Genomic DNA, 18679 nt, shown 5'->3' with positions numbered 1-18679 from the left:
CCGTTTTACCGATCTTCTGAAATACCCGGTTCAAATCCTTCTGCGGTCTGCTGAATGGCATCGGCAAGGGCTGAAGCTGACTGTGCACCCATGACGGCATATTTCTGATCGATGATGAAACATGGGACGCCGCGCACACCAATGCGATTGGCGGTGTCGATTTCTTCGCGGATAGCATCCTTGTCGGCGTCGCTTTGCAAAAGTCTTGCGACGATGGGCGCTTCCATGCCGACACTTGCAGCAGCATCAACAAGCACATCGTGATCGCCAATATCCTGCCCTTGCTCAAAATAGAGCGAGAACAGTCTGCCGACCAGCTTGTCTTGCAATCCCGGACCAGCCTGTGCAGCCCAATGGATTATGCGATGCGCATCGAGAGTATTGGGCGCACGGGTGATTGCGTCAAAATCAAAAACGATGTCGTTTTCTTCACCAAGCTCCACAAGCTGTTTGTGAATGTCGTCAATCTTAGAACCCGTACCGAATTTTTCGCGCATATAGGCTTGGCGATCCTTGCCTTGTGCAGGAATTGCCGGATCGAGCTGGTAAGGACGCCAGCGCACTTCAGCATCAACCTCAGGCGCTAATTCAAGTGCCTGTTCAAGCCTTTTTTTTCCCACGAAACACCAGGGGCAAACGACATCAGACACAACGTCGATGGTGATTTTTCTTCCGGTCATGAGGTGCTCCGTTCGACAAGCAGGAGAACCCTCCTCCCGCTTGCATAGCTTTTACTTTGGAAATGTAGGTTGAATTAGAAAGAGTTCAACCTGTGTTAGGGGGTGACTTTCCACCATGTTGGTAACTGATAACCGTAAAGCGAAGCCTTGCCCGGATGACCGATCTGGTCCCAACGCGCAACCCACTGATAAGGTAGATAATACAGGGGGATGTAGTAATTGCCTGATATGAGAATGCGGTCGAGTGCGCGCACGGCACTAACGAAATCCTCACGCTCACGCGCTGCGAGCATCGCTTCGATCATGGCATCCACCGCTGGATCTGCGACGCCCGGGTAGTTGAAGCTCCCCTGTGCATCACGCGATGCAGAACCCCAGCGCTGCCATTGCTCATTGCCGGGGGATAGAGATCCAGTCAAAGCTCCAAGGATCATGTCATAATCGAAGGTTTGCAGCCGCTGCTGGTATTGTGCATCGTCGGCGCTTCTGATTGCCACATCAATGCCAAGACGTGCAAGATTGCGCTTATAGGCCAGCGCTACTTTTTCCTCATCTGGCGAACGCGTCATGATTTCAAACTGCAAAGGCTTGCCGGACGGGTCGATTGCTTTGCCGTGTTCAAAAGAAAAGCCAGCTTCAGTTAAAAGTTCATAAGCCTGTTTGGCCGGTCCGCGATCATGGCCTGTGCCATCAGTGGTAGACGGATGCCAAGTGCCTTCCATGACATCGTTGCGCACCGCTTTGGGAAAAGGAGCAAGCAATTCACGTTCACGCGCATCAGCGGGCTTGCCAATGGATGACAGTTCCGAGCCTTCCCAGAAGCTCTGCAATCGCTTGTATTGATCGGCAAAGAGATTTCGGTTAGCCCATTCGAAATCAAACAGAAGGCCGAGTGCTTGCCTGACACGTGGATCTTCAAACACCGGGCGTCGCGTGTTGAAGACAAATCCCAGCATGTTGGCTGGTGTGCCTTTTTCAAAATTTTCCTTAACGACTTTGCCCTGTTCCACGGCGGGGAAATTATAAGATTTTTCCCAGCGGGTTGGGTTTGCGTCAATGAAAACGTCAAGAAGCCCCTTCTTGAAAGACTCAAACAACGCGGTCTCATTGCGATAATACTCGATGCTGAATATATCGAAATTATCGAAGCCGCGACGGACGGCCAGGTCTTTGCCCCAATAATCGGGATTATGTTTGTAAATGATCCGCTGGCCGGGTTGGACGCTCGACACAATATAAGGCCCACTGCCAACAGGTGGTTTAAGCGTGGAATTACCAAAGGTAGCCGGATCAATGGCGTGCTTTGGCAGAACGGGCATCGTTCCGGCAATCAGCATTGGAAATTCACGATCAGATTGCTCATTAAAATTAAATCGCACCGAGCGTTCGCCGGTCTTTTCGATCTTGTCGATGCGGCTCATGCGATTGTTGAAGGGCGGGCGGCCCTTTTCAGTGAGAATCTCATAGGTGAAGAGCACGTCATCCACAGTGACAGGCTCGCCATCAGACCATTTGGCTTTTGGATTAAGGGTGAATTCGACCCATTTGCGTTCAGGGTCAACGGCGACTTTCTCTGCTAACAATCCATAAAGCGTGAAAGGTTCATCGCGGGAGCGCTGCATCAGCGTTTCGTAGACAAGATTGCCAAAGTCTTGATCACCAAACAACCCGCGTGCTGTTGTGCGCATGCTTTTCAGCACAAATGGATTGAGGCTATCGAAAGTGCCAACAACGCCCATTCTGAGCGTTCCACCTTTCGGCGCATCGGGGTTGGCGTATGGGAAATGCGTAAAGTCAGCGGGCAGGGCCACATCACCGTGCATTGAAAGTGCGTAATCTGGCGTGGCAGCGGTTTCTGCATACGTGGGAGCCGTCGCTGTAAAAATGCCGATCAGGCTCGCCAAAGCTGTGGTGCGGAAAAGAGCAAACAATTCAGTCAACTTTCTCGCGTCCTCGTTCAACTTAATTGGTTCATTGTAAATAAGTGTGAGAACTTACATTTGATTCGTATGGCGAAATTAGCATGAACCTTGAACTTGTGCGGATTAAGAGCGTGTCTGGCGCGTGACAGTGCAGATTAAAACAAAAAATATGTCGTATTTTGCTCTTTGATTGCATACGACCATCTGGATTCATGTGAGAAGTCGTTGTAACACGGCCATCGGATTGGGATGATAAATTCCAGAGGTCACGCTGTTGCCGCATTTTCAAATCAGTGACGGTCTATCGCTGACTCAAACCAGAGACCGGAAGATCAAAGCCTTGGAAGGAAACTGTTGATCATGACCAGCACGAAGACAATCGCTGCCGCATCCGCATTTGCTGGCGCGTTCGCCCTGCTTGCTTCTGCGACGATGCCTGCAGCCGCACAGCAGCAGCCGCCACAGGGCTGGTTCAAAGTTTGCTCGAAGCAGGAAGACAATGACATCTGCAACACGCAGAACATTATCACTGCTGACTCCGGCCAGTTGCTGACCGCTGTCAACCTCATCGAGATCAAGGGTAAGATCAACCGTAAGATTTTTCAGGTTACTGTGCCAATCGGCCGACTGATTCCTGCTGGCGTTGGTCTGCAGATCGACAACAACAAGCCCACCAAGCTCGAATATGGCATCTGCTTCCCAGATCGCTGCATTGCCGAAGCTCCGCTTTCGGATGAACTGATCAACGCGCTCAAGAAGGGCAGCAAGGTCACGCTGACATCTGTCAACTATCAGAATAAGCAGAACCCAATTCCAGTGGCTCTGACAGGCTTCTCAGCGGCTCTTACCGGCCCAGGCCTTAAGCAGTCTGAACTTGAAGAACGCCAGAAGGAACTTCAGGACGCTGTTGCAAAGCGCCAGAAGGAATTCGAAGAAAAGATGAAGGCTGAACAGGCCAAGGCAAAAGGCGCAGCAAATTAAGCAGCGCTATCTGCGAGAACTAAAAAGGGCGCTTTGAGCGCCCTTTTTGTTGCCGGTTTTTCATGTGTCTCAGTTTGCGTGCAGCTTCACACGATAGGAGCCGTTTTCGAGTCTTTCGAACATTTCGCTAATTTGCGAGTGCCGCAGAGGTTCATCACTGAAGTCCGGAACAAGATTTTGCTCAGAAACATAGGCTGTATATTCGGCCTCAGAATTTTCAGCCAGCAAGTGATAGAAAGGCTGGTCGCGGTGCGGACGCGTTTCCTCCGGAATGGATTCGTACCATTCCTCCGTGTTCGCAAATTCCGGGTCCACATCGAAAATAATGCCGCGGAAGGGAAACAGACGATGTTTGACAACCTGCCCGATCTGAAACTTAGCGTGTTTAATCTGTGCCATACTCATAAGACATATGTAGTTCACCGCTGGCGAAAATAAAGCTGCGGGAGATTTCAGGATCGAATTTTAACGTGATCCGCTAATTTTTTGCCTGGCTTCCGCGATCCGATAGTTTCGGAAATTTTGGTAGAAATTTAGAAAATCCACTGCCGGGTCGTAGGCCTTCGCGCATGAAGAACGCACGCAGGGGTGCAAATGAACGCAGCATCTCCAAGCCTACACCGCGCACAATTTGAGCGGGTAGCATGGCAGATAACAGCGAACGATTCAGTGCGTCCACTGAACCAGTGCGTGCCAGAATATCAGGGCGACGGCCGCGATCATAAGTGCGGATTACGCGATCTGAACCGGGATCAGAAGGGTCACTTGCAATGGCCTTAACGAGCATCTCGACATCGCGCGTTCCAAGATTAAGTCCTTGCGCGCCGATAGGTGGAAAGACATGGGCCGCTTCACCGATCAGAATGGTACGCTTTGCCGCAAATGATAAAGGCACCATACCGGATAGTGACCACGCTTGAGGCTGAATATCAATTGTGATCTTGCCAAGCATGAATTGCATCATGTCTTCAATACGTTGAGCAAGGGTGCTCTCATCCAGCGCGAGCAGTGCTTCTGCCCGCTCAGGGTTGACGACCCAGACGAGGCTAGAGCGTTTCTCCTTGAGCGGAACCTGCGTGAATGGACCCTCTTCAGTATGAAACTCGGTCGAGATATTTTCGTGTTCGATTTCATGTGCAAAAGAAAGCACGACCGCTGTCTGCGGGTAGCTCCAGCGGCGAGTACGGATAGCTGCAGCTTCGCGTGCCGCAGAATTTCGCCCGTCAGCGGCGACGACTAATCGCGTATGCAGTGTATTTCCACCTGCAAGCGTGATGGTGATATGATCGTCGTTGTTGCGATATTCAATCGCCGTGTTCGTTATCCGCGTGATATTCGCATTTCTCGCAACAGCGTCAGAGAGCTTCTGGTTCAAGGCAGCGTTGGGAATGTTATAGCCGAAGGCAACTTCATCAATTTCGCCCGCGCGAAATGTGACCGTAGGGCTGCGAATAAGCCGCTTTGTGGCATCGACGATACGCATCGATGCGAGCGGAGCAGCGACCGGAGCGATATCTTCCCACACGCCGATCTCTTCAAGAAAGCGGATAGCCGGCATCATGAGTGCCGTTGTACGGCGGTCATTTATGTCTGTTTCAGGGCCAAGCAATGCCGTGCGATAGCCTTTGGCGCTCAGTGCAAGTGCCGCCATCATTCCGGCAGGGCCGCCACCGGTGACCGTGATTTCAGTGAGGGGCTTATCGACAATTAGATCATTCATAATGCTCTATCCCTGACCGAAAAGCTTCGGTCCAAAGCGATTCTTATCGCGTCGTATTTATCTTCATTTAATCCCAAGTGAGCGTCGAACGCCATCGCCGCGACCACTAAAACCCAATCTTTGGTGGAATGAGGGCGGTTTTGTCTCATGACTTACTTGCGCTTTTGGCCTTATTCGGGGAAAGCTTTTTTAACGGAGTATGGCTTTCGATTGCTTTGTGCTTGAAAGTCTTATGTGCCCCCTCATGTTGTTTTAGCGCGTGGGATGGCGATCAAGAGAAATGGCGAACAGCGTGAAAAGCAAATTGACCGGAAAATTAAAAGCCAAGAAAGTGACGGCGCCGCAGGCTAAGGCATTTTCCGTGCATCTGCTGACTGCATCAGGATCATTTCTGGCCTTTTTGTCTATCGTCGCTGCGAGCGATGGTCGTTACACTGCCATGTGGTGGTGGTTGGGATTGGCGCTGTTCGTGGATGGCATTGATGGGCCGATCGCCCGTAAGCTTGAAGTCAAGTATGTGCTGCCGAACTGGTCAGGCGAACTGCTTGATAACATCATCGATTATGTCACTTACGTCCTAATACCTGCCTTTGCACTTTATCAAAGCGGGTTCATGGGGACCAACCTGTCATTCATATCCGGCGCGATCATCGTTATCACCAGCGCAATTTATTATGCTGATACGGGCATGAAGACGAAGGAAAACTTCTTCAAGGGGTTTCCTGTTGTATGGAATATGGTGGTGTTTACGCTTTTCATCGTCCGTCCGGGCGAATGGGAGGCTTTTGCTATCGTTGTTCTGTCGGCAATTCTTTCGTTCTTGCCAATCAGTTTCTTGCACCCGGTGCGCGTGGTACGTCTGCGCCCGCTTAATCTGACGATCTTTTTAGTGTGGTGTGCCTTTGGTGCTTTAGGCCTCTATTACACGCTTGATGCACCGCTTTGGGTGCGCGTCGGCATCACAGTGACGGGACTTTACATCTACTTCATCGGAGCAATCATGCAGTTCTTCCCTAATCTGGGTCGTACTGCTGCTGTTATTGCGGCTGAACAAGCTGCTGAAGCGAAGAAGAGAGGCTAGATCATGATCAATGCTATTCGGGTTCATCAAACCGGCGGGCCAGAAGTTCTGCAATACGAACAGATTGAGATTGGTGAACCGGGCGCTGGCGAAGTTAAGGTACGCCATGAGGCGGTTGGGCTTAATTTCATTGATGTATATTTCCGCACAGGACTTTATAAGGCGGCTCAGATGCCGTTCACGCCCGGCAACGAAGGCGCAGGCACTGTTGTTGCCGTCGGCTCCGGCGTTGAAAATCTGAAATTGGGTGATCGCGTTGCCTATGCGGCCACGCCGGGCTCTTATGCAGATGAGCGCATTCTTTCTGCTGACAGGCTCGTCAAAGTGCCGGATGGCATTGACTTAAAAACTGCTGCCGCAATGATGCTGAAAGGCATGACGGCGCAGTATCTTCTGCGCCAGACTTTCGTTGTGAAGCCGGGGAATACAATTCTCTTCCATGCCGCAGCGGGTGGCGTGGGGCTGATTGCGGGGCAATGGGCAAAGCATCTAGGTGCGACAGTTATTGGGACTGCCGGTTCCGAGGAGAAAGTCACGCTGGCTAAAGCGCATGGCTATGACCATGTGATTAATTACCGTACGGAAAACTTTGTTGAGCGCGTTCGAGAACTGACCGGCGGCGAGGGCGTGGATGTCGTCTATGACTCAGTTGGCCGCGATACCTATATGGGATCGCTTGATGTGCTGAAACCGCTTGGCATGTTTGCCTGTTTCGGTCAGTCATCCGGGGTCATTCCTGCTTTTGATCTTAACCTATTGGCGCAAAAAGGTTCACTCTTCGCGACTCGTCCGACGCTGTTCAATTATGTGGCAAAGCGCGCTGATCTTGAAAAGGCAGCCAAGGATTTGTTTGACGTGGTTGCCAGTGGTGCCGTCAAGATCGAAATCAACCAGTCTTATGCGCTGAAAGATGTGCGTAAGGCCCATGAAGACCTCGAAGCTCGTAAGACAACGGGTGCGAGTATATTGCTTCCATAGTCATTGTAAGTTCAGAAACCTAACGGCGGTGTGCATATGTCCTCCGCCGTTTTCTTTTTAGCTTTTCAAGTGTGATCTTGCTGGATAAGGTTATCCAAAAATAAGCTCGGGGAACAATGTCAACGCCTTCAACCGACCGACCTCTTTTGGATGTCCGCCGGCTAACCAAAGTATTTGGTCAGCTTCGGGCCTGCGACGCCGTCGATCTCGTTATCGCGGAAGGCGAAATTCACGCGCTTTTGGGTGAAAATGGTGCAGGCAAATCGACCTTTGTAAAAATGCTGTTTGGTGCGCTACAGCCACTTGAAGGCGAAATCGTCTGGAAGGGTGAGCGCGTTACGATTACTGAACCCGCAATGGCAAGGAAACTTGGCATTGGTATGGTTTTCCAGCACTTTTCACTATTTGACTCGCTGACGGCTGCTGAGAATATTGCGCTTTCTTTGGACGGCTCTTTGTCGCTTTCTGAAGTGGCAAAACGAGCGCGCGATGTGGGGCAAGCTTATGGTCTTCCCATTGATCCGCAAGCCCATGTCGGCGATCTTTCTGTCGGTGAACGTCAACGCATTGAGATTGTCCGCTGTTTGTTGCAGGAGCCGGACCTCATTATCCTTGATGAACCCACATCGGTTCTGACACCACAGGAAGCTGATCGCCTGTTTGAAACGCTAGAGCGTCTGAAGGCGGAAGGCAAGTCGATCCTTTATATCAGTCATCGCCTCGAAGAGGTGAAGCGGCTTTGTGATCGCGCCACAGTGCTGCGTCATGGCAAAGTCGTTGCGCATTGTGATCCGCGACGGGAAACAGCGGCGTCACTGGCCCGCATGATGGTTGGCAATGACATTAAAGTCGTGGCGCGCAGTCCGATTGAAGCTGTTGAACAACAAGCATCACCGCTTTTTGAGATAAGAAATCTGTCGCAAGCGCCGCGCGGCCCGTTCTCAACTGCACTCAACGACATTTCGCTTGGCATCAAAGCTGGAGAAGTCGTCGGTGTTGCAGGCGTTGCCGGTAATGGTCAAGGCGAGTTCTTTGAAGCTATTTCCGGCGAGGTTTTGCAATCATCTGCATCTGCTGTGCGCATTCGTGGTACTGATGCAGGCAAGCTCGGCATCAGCGAACGCCGAATGATGGGCGCTGCCTTTGTGCCGGAAGAACGTTTGGGACATGGTGCTGTTCCGGCTCTCTCATTGACCGATAATCTTTTCCTTTCGCGTTATAAAACTGATGCCAAAGCCTTCATGCGCGGAGGCAAGCTGAAGCTCATTGCTGAAAGCGCGCTGCGCTCCGCTGCACAGCGCATCGTCAAGACGATGGATGTGCGCAAGAGTGCGGAAAACCCGCCTGCTTCTGCCTTGTCTGGTGGCAACTTGCAGAAGTTCATTATCGGACGCGAGCTGGATCGCTCTCCAACGGTGATGATTGTGAACCAGCCGACATGGGGTGTGGATGCGGGTGCTGCGGCGCATATTCGCCAAGCGCTCGTTGATCTTGCACGCTCTGGTTCAGCGGTTCTTGTCATTAGTCAGGATTTAGATGAACTGCTTGAAATCAGTGACCGTATTGCAGTCATGAACCATGGTGCGCTTTCCGATCCAATGCCTATCGCAGACGTAACGCTGGAAAAGATTGGACTGCTGATGGGCGGCGTTTCCGGCTCGGATCAGGTGGGGGCAGCGTGATGCGTATTGAACTGGTAAAGCGCCCGCAGCCATCGAAGATTTTTAGTGCTATCTCACCGTTACTGGCCTTAGCGCTGACCTTAGTTTTTGGTGGTGTTGCCTTCGCGTTGATGGGCAAATATCCGTTTCATGCACTTTATGTGTTTTTCGTCGAACCGTTATTCGACGTTTGGTCGTGGCATGAGTTGCTGGTGAAGGCGACACCGCTCATTCTGATTGCTGTTGGGCTTTGCGTCTGTTTCCAGTCTAACAACTGGAATATTGGAGCCGAAGGCCAGTTCATCATTGGTGCAGTCACGGGCTCAATTTTGCCAGTGATGTTTCCTGATTTGCAGATGTGGATCGTTCTGCCTTTAATGATGTTAATGGGCATGGCTGGTGGCGCCGCATATGCGTCGATCCCGGCTTTGCTGAAAGTCCGCTTTAATACCAATGAAATCCTGACCAGTCTGATGCTCGTGTATGTGGCGCAGCTTTTTCTCGACTGGTTGGTGCGCGGACCTTGGCGCAACCCGGAAGGCTATAACTTCCCGGAAACACGTCAGTTTAATGCAAGCGCCGTACTGCCAGAAATCTGGAGCGCATCGGGCCGAGCACATTGGGGCTTCATCTTTGCCATCGTTGCCGCAATCGTCGTTTGGTTTTTGCTTGCTAAAACGCTGAAAGGCTTTGAAATCAAAGTCATCGGCCAAAGCCCTCGGGCAGGACGTTTTGCTGGCTTTAGTCGTGGCAAGCTTGTGTTTTTCGTTTTCGCAGTTTCAGGCGCGTTAGCTGGTCTCGCGGGTATTGCTGAAACATCGGGCGCTATTGGCCAACTTCGCCCTGTGATCTCACCGGGATATGGATTTACGGCCATTATTGTTGCCTTCCTCGGCAGGCTCAATCCGATTGGCGCGATTGCAGCAGGCTTCGTGCTGGCACTTTCGTATCTGGGTGGCGAAGCTGCACAGGTTTCCATCGGTATATCTGAAAAGTCTGCGCGGGTGTTTCAGGGCATGATCCTGTTCTTCGTGCTCGCTTGCGACACACTCATTCACTATCGCATCCGCTTTGTGGCGGGTCGCTCAGCAGGAAAGGCCTGATCAATGGATTTGACACAGGCAATCCTTCTCACCATCGCGACAGCTGCAACACCTTTGCTGATTGCAGCGATTGGTGAGCTCGTTGTTGAACGCTCCGGTGTCCTAAACCTTGGTGTTGAGGGCATGATGCTGATGGGAGCAGTGTCTGGCTTTGCTGCGGCTCAGTTTACTGGTTCGGCGTGGCTCGGCATGATTGCCGCTATTTTTGTCGGAATGGCATTTTCCGGCATATTCGCATTTCTCACGCTCACGCTTGTTACCAATCAGGTTGCAACGGGTCTGGCACTCACCATTCTTGGTATAGGTGCATCAGCCATGCTTGGCGAAAGCTTCGTCGGCATGCCCGGTGTTCGGCTTGAAGCAATCAGTATTCCGTATCTTACCGATATTCCCTATTTCGGACGTTTCCTGTTCGGTCAGGATCCTATTTTTTATATATCCATATTGCTGGTGATTGGCGTGACATGGTTCCTGTTCCGCACGCGGGCCGGCCTGCAATTGCGCGCTATCGGTGACAATCACGGCTCAGCCCATGCGCTTGGGGTGCATGTGGTGCGTACGCGCTATCTCGCAGTGCTGTTTGGCGGCGCTTGTGCTGGTCTAGCGGGCGCGCAGCTTTCACTGGTTTATGTGCCGCAATGGGTTGAAAACATGTCCGCAGGGCGTGGCTGGATTGCACTTGCGCTTGTGGTTTTCGCTTCATGGCGTCCTTGGCGCGTGTTGATTGGTGCGTATTTGTTTGGTGCCGTGACCATTGGTCAGCTTCACGCGCAAGCGCTTGGTTTTGGTCTGCCGTCGCAGTTCCTGTCGGCGTTGCCCTATATCGCGACCATTGTGGTTTTGGTCATCATCTCGCGCAACAGACGTTTGACGATGATGAACACACCCGCATCGCTTGGCAGACCTTTTGTGCCGGATAGATAAATATGAGTTCTGAATGGCAGTCCGGCTCCCACGGTCTGCTATTTTCTTTTGAGGGTGATAACAAGGAGTGCAGGGAACATGAAAAAGACGCTGTTGGCGATTGCCACCGCAGCCAGCTTTATGCTTGGCGGAGCGGCACATGCAGAAGACAAGCTGAAGGTTGGCTTTATCTATATCGGACCTCCGGGCGACTTCGGCTGGACTTATCAGCATGACGTTGCGCGTAAGGAAATGATCGAAGCTCTCGGCGATAAGGTCGAAACGACGTTCCTCGAAAACGTGCCGGAAGGTGCTGATGCCGAGCGTTCGATCGAGCGTCTTGCGCGTGCAGGCAACAAGCTGATCTTCACGACGTCTTTCGGTTACATGGATCCAACCATTAAGGTTGCGGCCAAATATCCAGACGTAAAGTTTGAACACGCCACCGGTTACAAAACCGCTGACAATGTTTCAGCTTACAATGCGCGTTTTTATGAAGGCCGTTATATTCAGGGCCAGATCGCAGCGAAGCTGTCGGAAAAGGGCGTTGCAGGTTATATTGCCTCTGTGCCTGTTCCAGAAGTCGTGCAGGGCATCAATTCCTTTGTCCTCGGCGCACAGTCGGTTAATCCTGATTTCAAGGTCAAGGTTATCTGGGTAAACTCTTGGTTTGATCCGGGTAAAGAAGCTGATGCTGCCAAGGCTCTCGTTGATCAGGGCGTTGACATTCTGACTCAGCACACTGACTCGACTGCTCCTATCCAGGTTGCACATGAGCGTGGTATCAAAGCATTTGGTCAGGCTTCGGACATGATCAAGTTTGGTCCAGAAACCCAGCTCACAGCAATCGTTGATGATTGGGGTCCATACTACATCGACCGCGCGAAAGCTGTGCTTGATGGTAAATGGGAAAGCCAGAACATCTGGTGGGGCATGAAGGAAGGCCTCGTTAAGATGGCGCCTTACACCAACATGCCAGACGACGTGAAGAAAATGGCTGAGGAAACAGAAGCCAAGATCAAGTCTGGTGAATTCAAGCCATTCACTGGCCCTATCAAGAAGCAGGACGGCTCTGTCTGGCTTAAAGAAGGCGAGCAGGCTGACGATAAGACGTTGCTTGGCCTGAACTTCTACGTCGAAGGCGTAGACGATAAGCTGCCGCAGTAAGCTGTAATCAAAGCATAAAAAAAGGGCGCTTCGGGCGCCCTTTTCTTTGCCATTTTATTCGGCTTATTCTGCTGCGTCAGCAGGTGCTGCATTGAGCAAGCCGTAGCGTTCTTCGCCAATCTTGCCGAGCAGTTCCAGCTGCGTTTCAAGGAAGTCGATGTGACCTTCTTCATCGGCAAGAAGCTGATCAAAAAGCTGCTTGGAAACATAATCGCCCAGTTCGTCACAGATTTCGCGTGACTTCTTATAGGAAGCGCGCGCGTCATACTCACCAGCAAGGTCAGCTTCGAGAACTTCCTTTACATTCTGGCCCATACGCAACGGAGCAACTGTCTGAAGGTTTGGGTGGCCTTCAAGGAAAATGATGCGGTCAATAATCTTGTCCGCATGCTGCATTTCTTCGATAGATTCTTCGCGTTCTTTCTTAGCAAGACGCGTGAAACCCCAATCGTTAAGCAGACGATAGTGCAACCAATACTGGTTTACAGCGCCCAGTTCGAGAAACAATGCCTCGTTAAGCCGCTCGATGACCTTTGGTTCGCCTTTCATTCCAAGAACTCCCGAATTTGTCTCGTAGAGAACGTACACGATCCATAAACTGGATCACGTTTTCGTCCATTTGGTTGTGACGAAGATGATATTCTTCGGTCACCCTTATGATCGTTTCTACGACATTTGGGAAGCAGCCACAGCAACGACCACTCTTGGATATGGCATTGAAGACGGTGCCAGGCACAATTAAACGCCAGCAATCCTCATCAAGAAGTTGTGTGACAACGGCTTCAATATCTTTTTGCGTAATAACATTGCAGCTGCAGACTAGCATTCAAAAGTAACTCCAGCATCTGCCATGCTCTGTGATTGTAAAAAATTCACAAGACGGAGTGAGGTTCTCTGTTCGTTGTTGTGATCAACATTGAAATCTGCGGAATTCTGGCGCAAATTTACTTCACCATTGGCTATATGCCATTCTGAACCGAACAAAGGTTCCTCCAATCGCAGGGGTTAAAGGCCCGAACATCAAAGGTAGTCTTAGGTAAGTCTTCAAAAACCCACCAGTTTCAGTCAGGTTATGGCTGGAAATGAGCCATTCTGTCAAATTTTATGTTTTTGAAACGTTCTAAAAATCAATAACTTAGAATTATTCTAAATATGAGTTAACCGCCCATCTTTAAACACGAATTAGACTTTTATAGAAAGAAAAACAGGGCAATTTTAGCCCTGTTTTAAATTTATGCGCTATTTCGCCGCATCGTGTGGAAAACTGCCTTCTAAGGCTGTCTAAATGCCTTCAACAGCTTCGAATCCCTCGAACTGAGGTGGGCCAGCATAAAGCGGTTTTGTGTTACCGGCATTGCGGTGCGCGTTGCGGAACTGTTCAGATTTCGTCCAAAATACGAAATCCTCGCGCGTTTTCCAAACGGTGTGCGAGGAATAAAGCGTATAGCCTTCTTCTTCATTTGTTGCGCCGCGCAAAAGATGAAAGCTTTCGAATCCCGGCAACTCTGACAATTGCGAGTCACGGCTGCGCCAAACGGTTTCAAATTCGACTTCATTGCCGATGATTACCTTGAAGCGGTTCATTGCGATGAACATTGCTGATCCTTTCTTGCTAAGAGGGATTGGCTACAAACTGGTCGCAGTACAATTGCACGTTATTGTGCTCCGTCCTTATAAAGTTCCGGCGAATGCAGTGGTAGGGACTGCACTCGCCGCGTCGTATCTCGGGATATGAAAACCACCACAGCGGTCAGATATGAGTGGACTTCGTAGACACGACGATTGACGTTCGGGAGGCTTAGCCTCCCGATTTTTTTTAGAACTGGAGCTGTGTTGCGACGAGGAATGTACGACCACGCCCACTGCCATAAATACTCAATGCTGGAGTGTAAGCTTTATCGGCCACATTCAAAACCTGAACTGATACGTCCAACGTATCGGTAAACTTATATTTCGCAAACAGATCAACGAGCGTGTAAGCTTCGCTTTCTCCGCCACCAAGCATTTTGCCGCTGGATACATATTGAACGCGAGTTCCTGCTTCCAGTTTACGATCAAAGAACCGTGCACCGCCTGTAGCGGTTACAATATCCTCAGGAAGGAATTGGTTGCCACCGAGATAATTCTGTTCCGGCAATTCTGATTTGGTATGCGTGTAAGCAATACCCGCAAAGGCAAATCCAGCATCGTAACGGGCGTCGAGTTCAAAACCTTTTACCGTCGATGTGCCCGCAACGTTGGCAAACATACTATAATCAGCTGCCAGTGTTATGTAGTCTTCTACGCGCAACGTGTAATGATTTGCTTTGATGCGTAGGCCGTCTTCAGCTGTGAAAATACCGTCTTGAGCGACGTTAACACCAAATTCCCATCCGTGCTGCTTTTCTGGACGTAGATTTGGATTGCCCTTCATCGAGCCAACGCCAGCATGTGCAACGCCGCCCAAGAATGTCTCTTGTAGAGTTGGGGTGCGCATTGAATGGGAATAGGTCACGTATGGCTGAAGCCAGTCGGTAACATTATAAGCAACTGTTACTTTCGGACTGAGCTCGCCATCGCTGTTGGAAATACCATCATCTTCACTCTTTAGCTTGAAGTGATCATAACGTAGCCCGGTGATGACCTGAAGCGCGTTATAAGTCCAAGTGGCTTCGGTGAAAACCGCAACCTTATCTGAGTTTGCATCAGCAGGGTTCACACCAACGCTGTTACCAGCCGCGTTGTCGTGGTTAAGCTCAAGGCCATTTTTCCAGCTAACTGCAACATCGCCAAATGAAAATTGCGATGTATTTGAAGCAGTCATCCCTGTCGTTTTGACTGCGACCTGACGACCCGTGAAGCTACCAGTACCTTCGCCCCAGTTCTGGAGAGTTGTGTTGTGATAAAGATTTACATTTAGGTTTAAGAGGTCATTATCACTAGGATTATAATTATACTGAGCGAAGAAAGTCCTGTTCTGGACAAACATGTCATAGATGGTTGCTCTACCACCGAAGCCAGCCTGAGATGTACCGTAGTGGTTGTTGTAAAGAATGCCACCCAGTGTCAGCTTTTGATCTTCGCCGAAGCCAAACTCGGCTTTGAAGAGTCCGGAGGTCAGTTCCTGGCCAGATTTATCGACGGTATCACCATTGCCATTCTTATAATCCTTAGAATCGCGGCGACTAATCGCTGCCGCAAGGCCAACCGAATTTACTCGTGCAGCCCCAGCAAGCATTTCGGAAAAACCGGTACCATTGCTGCCCCAAGAGGCGCGACCTAATACGCCTTTGTCTTTTCCGTCGAGAATAATATCGTCTACACCGAGCGTGCGGAAATTAACGCTACCTGCTAGTGCGCCGCCCTGTTCAGTCGTAATTGCGCCGCGTTGAATGTCAATATCTGCCAACAAATTTGAATCAATATATGAATAGCCGGCAGAGCTATGATCTGAGTTGCGATAATTCTGCGGAACACCATCAATCAACATATTGACGCGTCCCGAGCCTTCAAAGCCGCGGATATTTACAGCAACGCCCGGGTTGGAGGCGTTGATCGATGTAAATACACCAGGTGTGGTTCCGCGCAGAACGTCATCAATTTTTGTGCTGCCAAAACGTTCAATGGTGTCACGATTGATGGTTTCTTTATTTGCCGAGGCAGCAGAATTTTGTGCGCCCGTAGCTTTTTGAATGGTAATTGTTTTCAGCTTAACGCTGTCGGCATCCGTCGTTGCAGACTGCTGCTGCGCGTATGCACCTGACGTCATAGCTGCAATAACAACAGCAATAGCTGTGCTTGCCAAAAATGACCGCTTTTGTTCCCCGTTTATTGCCCGCATTGCCCGAATTCTCCTGAAGGCCACAGAAAATTCTCGCAGCCGATTAGGCGCGAGAAAACGAATTATCTCGATAGGTTACTTTCTTCCCATCGCGAGGGAAGTTGTGGCGCTGGCTGGAAGGAGAACCTTCGGGCTTGCTCTGGAAAAAAGAGAATTAAACTTGACTCGATTAATCCAGTAAGGCAGTGATTATTAAACATGACTTACGATGTCAACTAATGTTTTGTTGGCGCCAAGTCAGTGAACAAAAACGGCTCCATAACTGGTGCAGAGGCAGCAAAATGAACAGGCGAATCCATATCGACATGCAGGTGCGGTTGCCGCGTGAGCGCGTCTCCAGCCGCATGCCCGAACTCCAGTCGCGTCTTGATACGACAGGACAGGTTAAATCGCACATTTCTGAACAGTCTTATGAACCGCAGCTTAAAACTTATGGCAGCCGTGAGTTGTTCAACGGCTCACGTGAAGTGGCGATAGAGCATGGCGGCTCTCTCTATCGTTTAAAAATCACCCGTCAAGGCAAGCTCATCCTTAACAAGTAGGCAACAAAAGATGACGACCCAGACCAAGCCCTCCCCGGAGCAAATTCTCAAGGCACGGGCAGATAACCCGAAAATGCGCGAACGCGATTTTGCTCAAAGCCTCGGGATATCGGAAGCCGATTTTATTGCGGCATATACAGGTGCAGATGCTGAAAGTTCAATTTCTGCCCGCCGCATCCGTGCCGATGTGGAAACTCTGCTTAAACACGCGCCTTTGCTTGGCGAAGTCATGGCGCTAACGCGCAATGAAAGCGCTGTGCATGAAAAGATTGGCCCATTCGAGAAAACGATATGGGGTCCACATGCATCGCTGACACTCGGCAAAGAAATTGATCTTCGCATTTTCCCAAAGCATTGGGTGCATGGTTTTGCTGTAGCAAAGCCGGATGGCGAACATATTCGTCGTAGCCTTCAGTTTTTTGATGCTTCGGGCGAAGCGGTTCATAAGATACATCTGCGCCCTACATCTAATCTGGAAGCCTATGAGCAGCTTGTCGCTGAGTTGCTTCTTGATGATCAGACACCTGCGATTGAAACAAAACCAATTGCTGCCAAAGCTGAGAAAGCGGATGTTTCAACTGTTGATGGCGATGCGTTTCGTGAACGCTGGGGTGCGCTGACTGATGTTCACCAGTTTATTGGTCTTTTGAAAGATTTTGGCGTCGACCGACATCAGGCCGTGCATCTTGCCGGTCAGGATTTCGCATGGCGCGTTGATCTCTCAGCAGTTGAAGCCATGATGAACCATGTGGTGCAGGAACAGATTCCGATCATGTGCTTTGTTGGAAGCCGTGGTTGCATTCAGATACACACGGGTAAGATTGCGGAAATTAAGACCATGGGCCCATGGCTCAATGTTCTTGATCCAACTTTCCATCTTCATCTGCGTGCGGATCACATTGCTGATGCATGGGTTGTTCGTAAGCCTACGAAGGATGGTCACGTCACCTCGCTTGAAGCTTACGATGCCAATGGTGAAATGATTATTCAGTTCTTTGGCGAGCGTCACGAAGGCGAGGCTGAACTCGCCGATTGGCGAACGGTCGCAGAAAATCTTCCTCGTTTGCCACAATCGTCGGCTGCTTAATTCCAGCAGGATTTAAGTCGCTTTTTTAGTGCGCGTTCCGGAGATGGTTTCCATTTCCGGAATATGCATGTGAAGGGTACAAGCATGTCAGTGATTGGTTTACGCGTGGCTCGCTATACGGTTTTGGCTGTTCTCGCTACGATCGTTGCTTTTAGCGGGTTTGCAAAAGCGGATACAGTTGAGAAATTTGCGGATACATCACGGATCGTCTCCGTCGGTGGTGCTGTGACTGAAATCGTCTATGCTTTAGGCGCTGGCGATAAGCTTGTCGCCCGTGACCAAACCAGCACCTATCCAGAGCAAGCGCGTAAACTGGTTGATGTTGGCTATATGCGCCGTCTTTCACCGGAAGGTGTTCTTTCGGTCAATCCGACCGGCATTTTGATGTCGGAAGGCAGTGGCCCGCCGGAAACTCTAGAAGTCCTCAAGAAAGCATCTGTTCCTATTGTTATGGTTCCGGAAGCCTTTACGGGCGAGGGGGTTATTGCCAAGATTGATGCTGTCGGTAAAGCGCTTGGTCTTGAAGATAAAGCCAAAGAACTCGCAGCAAATGTCTCGCGCGATCTGGAAGCCGCTGAGAAAATTTCGGCCGATCAGAACCCGCGCAAGCGTGTGCTTTTCATCATGTCTGCACAGGAAGGACGCATTATGGCGTCTGGAACGGGCACTGGTGCCAATGGCATAATTACGCTTGCGGGCGGTGTAAATGCTATTGATTCATATCAAGGTTATAAGCAGTTGACAGACGAGGCCGTTGAAAAGGCGGCGCCTGATCTGATCCTGACGATGAACATCGGTAAAGACAGCGTTCAAAAAGAAGACCTTCTGAAAAATCCTGCTTTGGCCAATTCCCCTGCGGGACGCAGCGGTAACATTGTTCAGATGGATTCACTCTATTTGCTTGGCTTCGGTCCACGCACTGGTGCTGCCAGCCGTGAATTGTCTGAAAAGCTCTATGGCAAGCAGGCTGCAAACTAAGAACTTGTGCCTGCTTCGTTTAAATACGGGCAGGCATATCGCGGAAACGCGTAATA

General features: G+C 50.4%; 18 protein-coding genes. 10 read left to right on the top strand and 8 right to left on the bottom strand.

The window, feature by feature from the left end; all coding sequences use genetic code 11:
• Positions 1-5: 5 nt before the first annotated feature.
• Together RI570_RS17140 and RI570_RS17135 are read right to left on the bottom strand one after the other, a co-directional pair.
• Positions 6-680 carry a DsbA family protein gene (locus RI570_RS17140; RefSeq protein ID WP_313829846.1) on the bottom strand — a complete coding sequence of 225 codons (675 nt, stop codon included), beginning with the start codon at positions 678-680 and terminating at the stop codon, positions 6-8.
• Between the two features lie 95 nt (positions 681-775).
• Positions 776-2503 (bottom strand): extracellular solute-binding protein, encoded by a 1728-nt coding sequence (locus tag RI570_RS17135; protein WP_313830081.1) that lies wholly within the window; start codon positions 2501-2503, stop codon positions 776-778.
• Positions 2504-2962: 459 nt separating this feature from the next.
• Between RI570_RS17135 and RI570_RS17130 the strand changes: the two genes are divergently transcribed.
• Positions 2963-3583 carry an invasion associated locus B family protein gene (locus RI570_RS17130; RefSeq protein ID WP_187546953.1) on the top strand — a complete coding sequence of 207 codons (621 nt, stop codon included), beginning with the start codon at positions 2963-2965 and terminating at the stop codon, positions 3581-3583.
• Between the two features lie 69 nt (positions 3584-3652).
• On the opposite strand, the gene hspQ is transcribed toward RI570_RS17130, so the two are convergent.
• Both hspQ and RI570_RS17120 read right to left on the bottom strand, forming a co-directional pair.
• Positions 3653-3988: a heat shock protein HspQ gene (gene hspQ, locus RI570_RS17125; protein ID WP_313829845.1), complete on the bottom strand. Its 336-nt coding sequence runs from the start codon at positions 3986-3988 to the stop codon at positions 3653-3655.
• A 73-nt stretch (positions 3989-4061) separates the two neighbouring features.
• Positions 4062-5303 (bottom strand): UbiH/UbiF family hydroxylase, encoded by a 1242-nt coding sequence (locus RI570_RS17120; RefSeq protein WP_313829844.1) that lies wholly within the window; start codon positions 5301-5303, stop codon positions 4062-4064.
• A gap of 280 nt (positions 5304-5583) precedes the next feature.
• Here RI570_RS17120 and pcsA point away from each other — a divergent pair, with 280 nt between their 5' ends.
• From pcsA to RI570_RS17090, 6 genes are all read left to right on the top strand, one after another.
• Positions 5584-6384 carry a phosphatidylcholine synthase gene (gene pcsA / locus RI570_RS17115; RefSeq protein WP_313829842.1) on the top strand — a complete coding sequence of 267 codons (801 nt, stop codon included), beginning with the start codon at positions 5584-5586 and terminating at the stop codon, positions 6382-6384.
• Positions 6385-6387: 3 nt separating this feature from the next.
• A complete protein-coding gene (locus RI570_RS17110) occupies positions 6388-7362 on the top strand; it encodes a quinone oxidoreductase (protein WP_313829840.1) in 975 nt (324 codons plus the stop codon).
• 116 nt (positions 7363-7478) lie between these two features.
• Entirely contained in the window at positions 7479-9044 is a 1566-nt protein-coding gene (locus RI570_RS17105) for an ABC transporter ATP-binding protein (RefSeq protein ID WP_313829839.1), read from the top strand.
• Positions 9044-10126 (top strand): ABC transporter permease, encoded by a 1083-nt coding sequence (locus tag RI570_RS17100; RefSeq protein WP_313829838.1) that lies wholly within the window; start codon positions 9044-9046, stop codon positions 10124-10126. The genes RI570_RS17105 and RI570_RS17100 overlap by 1 nt, the downstream gene beginning before the upstream one ends.
• A 3-nt stretch (positions 10127-10129) precedes the next feature.
• Positions 10130-11050, top strand: coding sequence for an ABC transporter permease (locus RI570_RS17095; RefSeq protein WP_313829836.1), 921 nt, complete (start codon positions 10130-10132; stop codon positions 11048-11050).
• 78 nt (positions 11051-11128) lie between these two features.
• Positions 11129-12196: a BMP family ABC transporter substrate-binding protein gene (locus RI570_RS17090; RefSeq protein ID WP_313829835.1), complete on the top strand. Its 1068-nt coding sequence runs from the start codon at positions 11129-11131 to the stop codon at positions 12194-12196.
• 63 nt (positions 12197-12259) lie between these two features.
• Here the strand turns inward: RI570_RS17090 and bfr are convergent, their stop codons facing one another.
• The 4 genes from bfr to RI570_RS17070 all read right to left on the bottom strand — a co-directional run bounded on the left by bfr (position 12260) and on the right by RI570_RS17070 (position 16016).
• Entirely contained in the window at positions 12260-12745 is a 486-nt protein-coding gene (gene bfr / locus RI570_RS17085) for a bacterioferritin (protein WP_313829834.1), read from the bottom strand.
• Positions 12711-13022, bottom strand: coding sequence for a (2Fe-2S)-binding protein (locus RI570_RS17080; RefSeq protein WP_313829832.1), 312 nt, complete (start codon positions 13020-13022; stop codon positions 12711-12713). The genes bfr and RI570_RS17080 overlap by 35 nt, the downstream gene beginning before the upstream one ends.
• 455 nt (positions 13023-13477) lie before the next feature.
• Positions 13478-13792 carry an antibiotic biosynthesis monooxygenase gene (locus RI570_RS17075; protein WP_313829830.1) on the bottom strand — a complete coding sequence of 105 codons (315 nt, stop codon included), beginning with the start codon at positions 13790-13792 and terminating at the stop codon, positions 13478-13480.
• 220 nt (positions 13793-14012) lie between these two features.
• Entirely contained in the window at positions 14013-16016 is a 2004-nt protein-coding gene (locus RI570_RS17070; RefSeq protein ID WP_313829828.1) for a TonB-dependent receptor domain-containing protein, read from the bottom strand.
• Between the two features lie 281 nt (positions 16017-16297).
• Between RI570_RS17070 and hemP the strand changes: the two genes are divergently transcribed.
• From hemP to RI570_RS17055, 3 genes are all read left to right on the top strand, one after another.
• Positions 16298-16558, top strand: a complete 261-nt coding sequence (gene hemP / locus RI570_RS17065; RefSeq protein WP_313829827.1) for a hemin uptake protein HemP — start codon at positions 16298-16300, stop codon at positions 16556-16558.
• Positions 16559-16568: 10 nt separating this feature from the next.
• On the top strand, positions 16569-17645 hold the full coding sequence (locus RI570_RS17060) for a hemin-degrading factor (protein WP_313829826.1): 1077 nt from the start codon (positions 16569-16571) through the stop codon (positions 17643-17645).
• Positions 17646-17729: 84 nt separating this feature from the next.
• Positions 17730-18623 carry an ABC transporter substrate-binding protein gene (locus RI570_RS17055; protein ID WP_313829824.1) on the top strand — a complete coding sequence of 298 codons (894 nt, stop codon included), beginning with the start codon at positions 17730-17732 and terminating at the stop codon, positions 18621-18623.
• The last annotated feature ends 56 nt before the right edge of the window (positions 18624-18679 follow it).

The sequence above is a fragment of the Brucella pseudogrignonensis genome (assembly GCF_032190615.1).
Classification (GTDB): Bacteria; Pseudomonadota; Alphaproteobacteria; order Rhizobiales; family Rhizobiaceae; genus Brucella; species Brucella pseudogrignonensis_B.
Note: the sequence above shows the minus strand (reverse complement) of the source record. Positions and strands in the feature narration are given on the sequence as shown.

Bases quoted from the DNA above. Each gene is read 5' to 3' on its own strand.
- hspQ (WP_313829845.1), bottom strand. From the start codon at position 3,988: ATGAGTATGGCACAGATTAAACACGCTAAGTTTCAGATCGGGCAGGTT.
- RI570_RS17055 (WP_313829824.1), top strand. From the start codon at position 17,730: ATGTCAGTGATTGGTTTACGCGTGGCTCGCTATACGGTTTTGGCTGTT.
- RI570_RS17130 (WP_187546953.1), top strand. From the start codon at position 2,963: ATGACCAGCACGAAGACAATCGCTGCCGCATCCGCATTTGCTGGCGCG.
- RI570_RS17080 (WP_313829832.1), bottom strand. From the start codon at position 13,022: ATGCTAGTCTGCAGCTGCAATGTTATTACGCAAAAAGATATTGAAGCC.
- bfr (WP_313829834.1), bottom strand. From the start codon at position 12,745: ATGAAAGGCGAACCAAAGGTCATCGAGCGGCTTAACGAGGCATTGTTT.
- pcsA (WP_313829842.1), top strand. From the start codon at position 5,584: ATGGCGAACAGCGTGAAAAGCAAATTGACCGGAAAATTAAAAGCCAAG.
- RI570_RS17100 (WP_313829838.1), top strand. From the start codon at position 9,044: ATGCGTATTGAACTGGTAAAGCGCCCGCAGCCATCGAAGATTTTTAGT.
- RI570_RS17070 (WP_313829828.1), bottom strand. From the start codon at position 16,016: ATGCGGGCAATAAACGGGGAACAAAAGCGGTCATTTTTGGCAAGCACA.
- RI570_RS17075 (WP_313829830.1), bottom strand. From the start codon at position 13,792: ATGTTCATCGCAATGAACCGCTTCAAGGTAATCATCGGCAATGAAGTC.
- RI570_RS17090 (WP_313829835.1), top strand. From the start codon at position 11,129: ATGAAAAAGACGCTGTTGGCGATTGCCACCGCAGCCAGCTTTATGCTT.
- RI570_RS17120 (WP_313829844.1), bottom strand. From the start codon at position 5,303: ATGAATGATCTAATTGTCGATAAGCCCCTCACTGAAATCACGGTCACC.
- RI570_RS17135 (WP_313830081.1), bottom strand. From the start codon at position 2,503: ATGCACGGTGATGTGGCCCTGCCCGCTGACTTTACGCATTTCCCATAC.
- RI570_RS17110 (WP_313829840.1), top strand. From the start codon at position 6,388: ATGATCAATGCTATTCGGGTTCATCAAACCGGCGGGCCAGAAGTTCTG.
- RI570_RS17140 (WP_313829846.1), bottom strand. From the start codon at position 680: ATGACCGGAAGAAAAATCACCATCGACGTTGTGTCTGATGTCGTTTGC.
- RI570_RS17060 (WP_313829826.1), top strand. From the start codon at position 16,569: ATGACGACCCAGACCAAGCCCTCCCCGGAGCAAATTCTCAAGGCACGG.
- RI570_RS17095 (WP_313829836.1), top strand. From the start codon at position 10,130: ATGGATTTGACACAGGCAATCCTTCTCACCATCGCGACAGCTGCAACA.
- RI570_RS17105 (WP_313829839.1), top strand. From the start codon at position 7,479: ATGTCAACGCCTTCAACCGACCGACCTCTTTTGGATGTCCGCCGGCTA.
- hemP (WP_313829827.1), top strand. From the start codon at position 16,298: ATGAACAGGCGAATCCATATCGACATGCAGGTGCGGTTGCCGCGTGAG.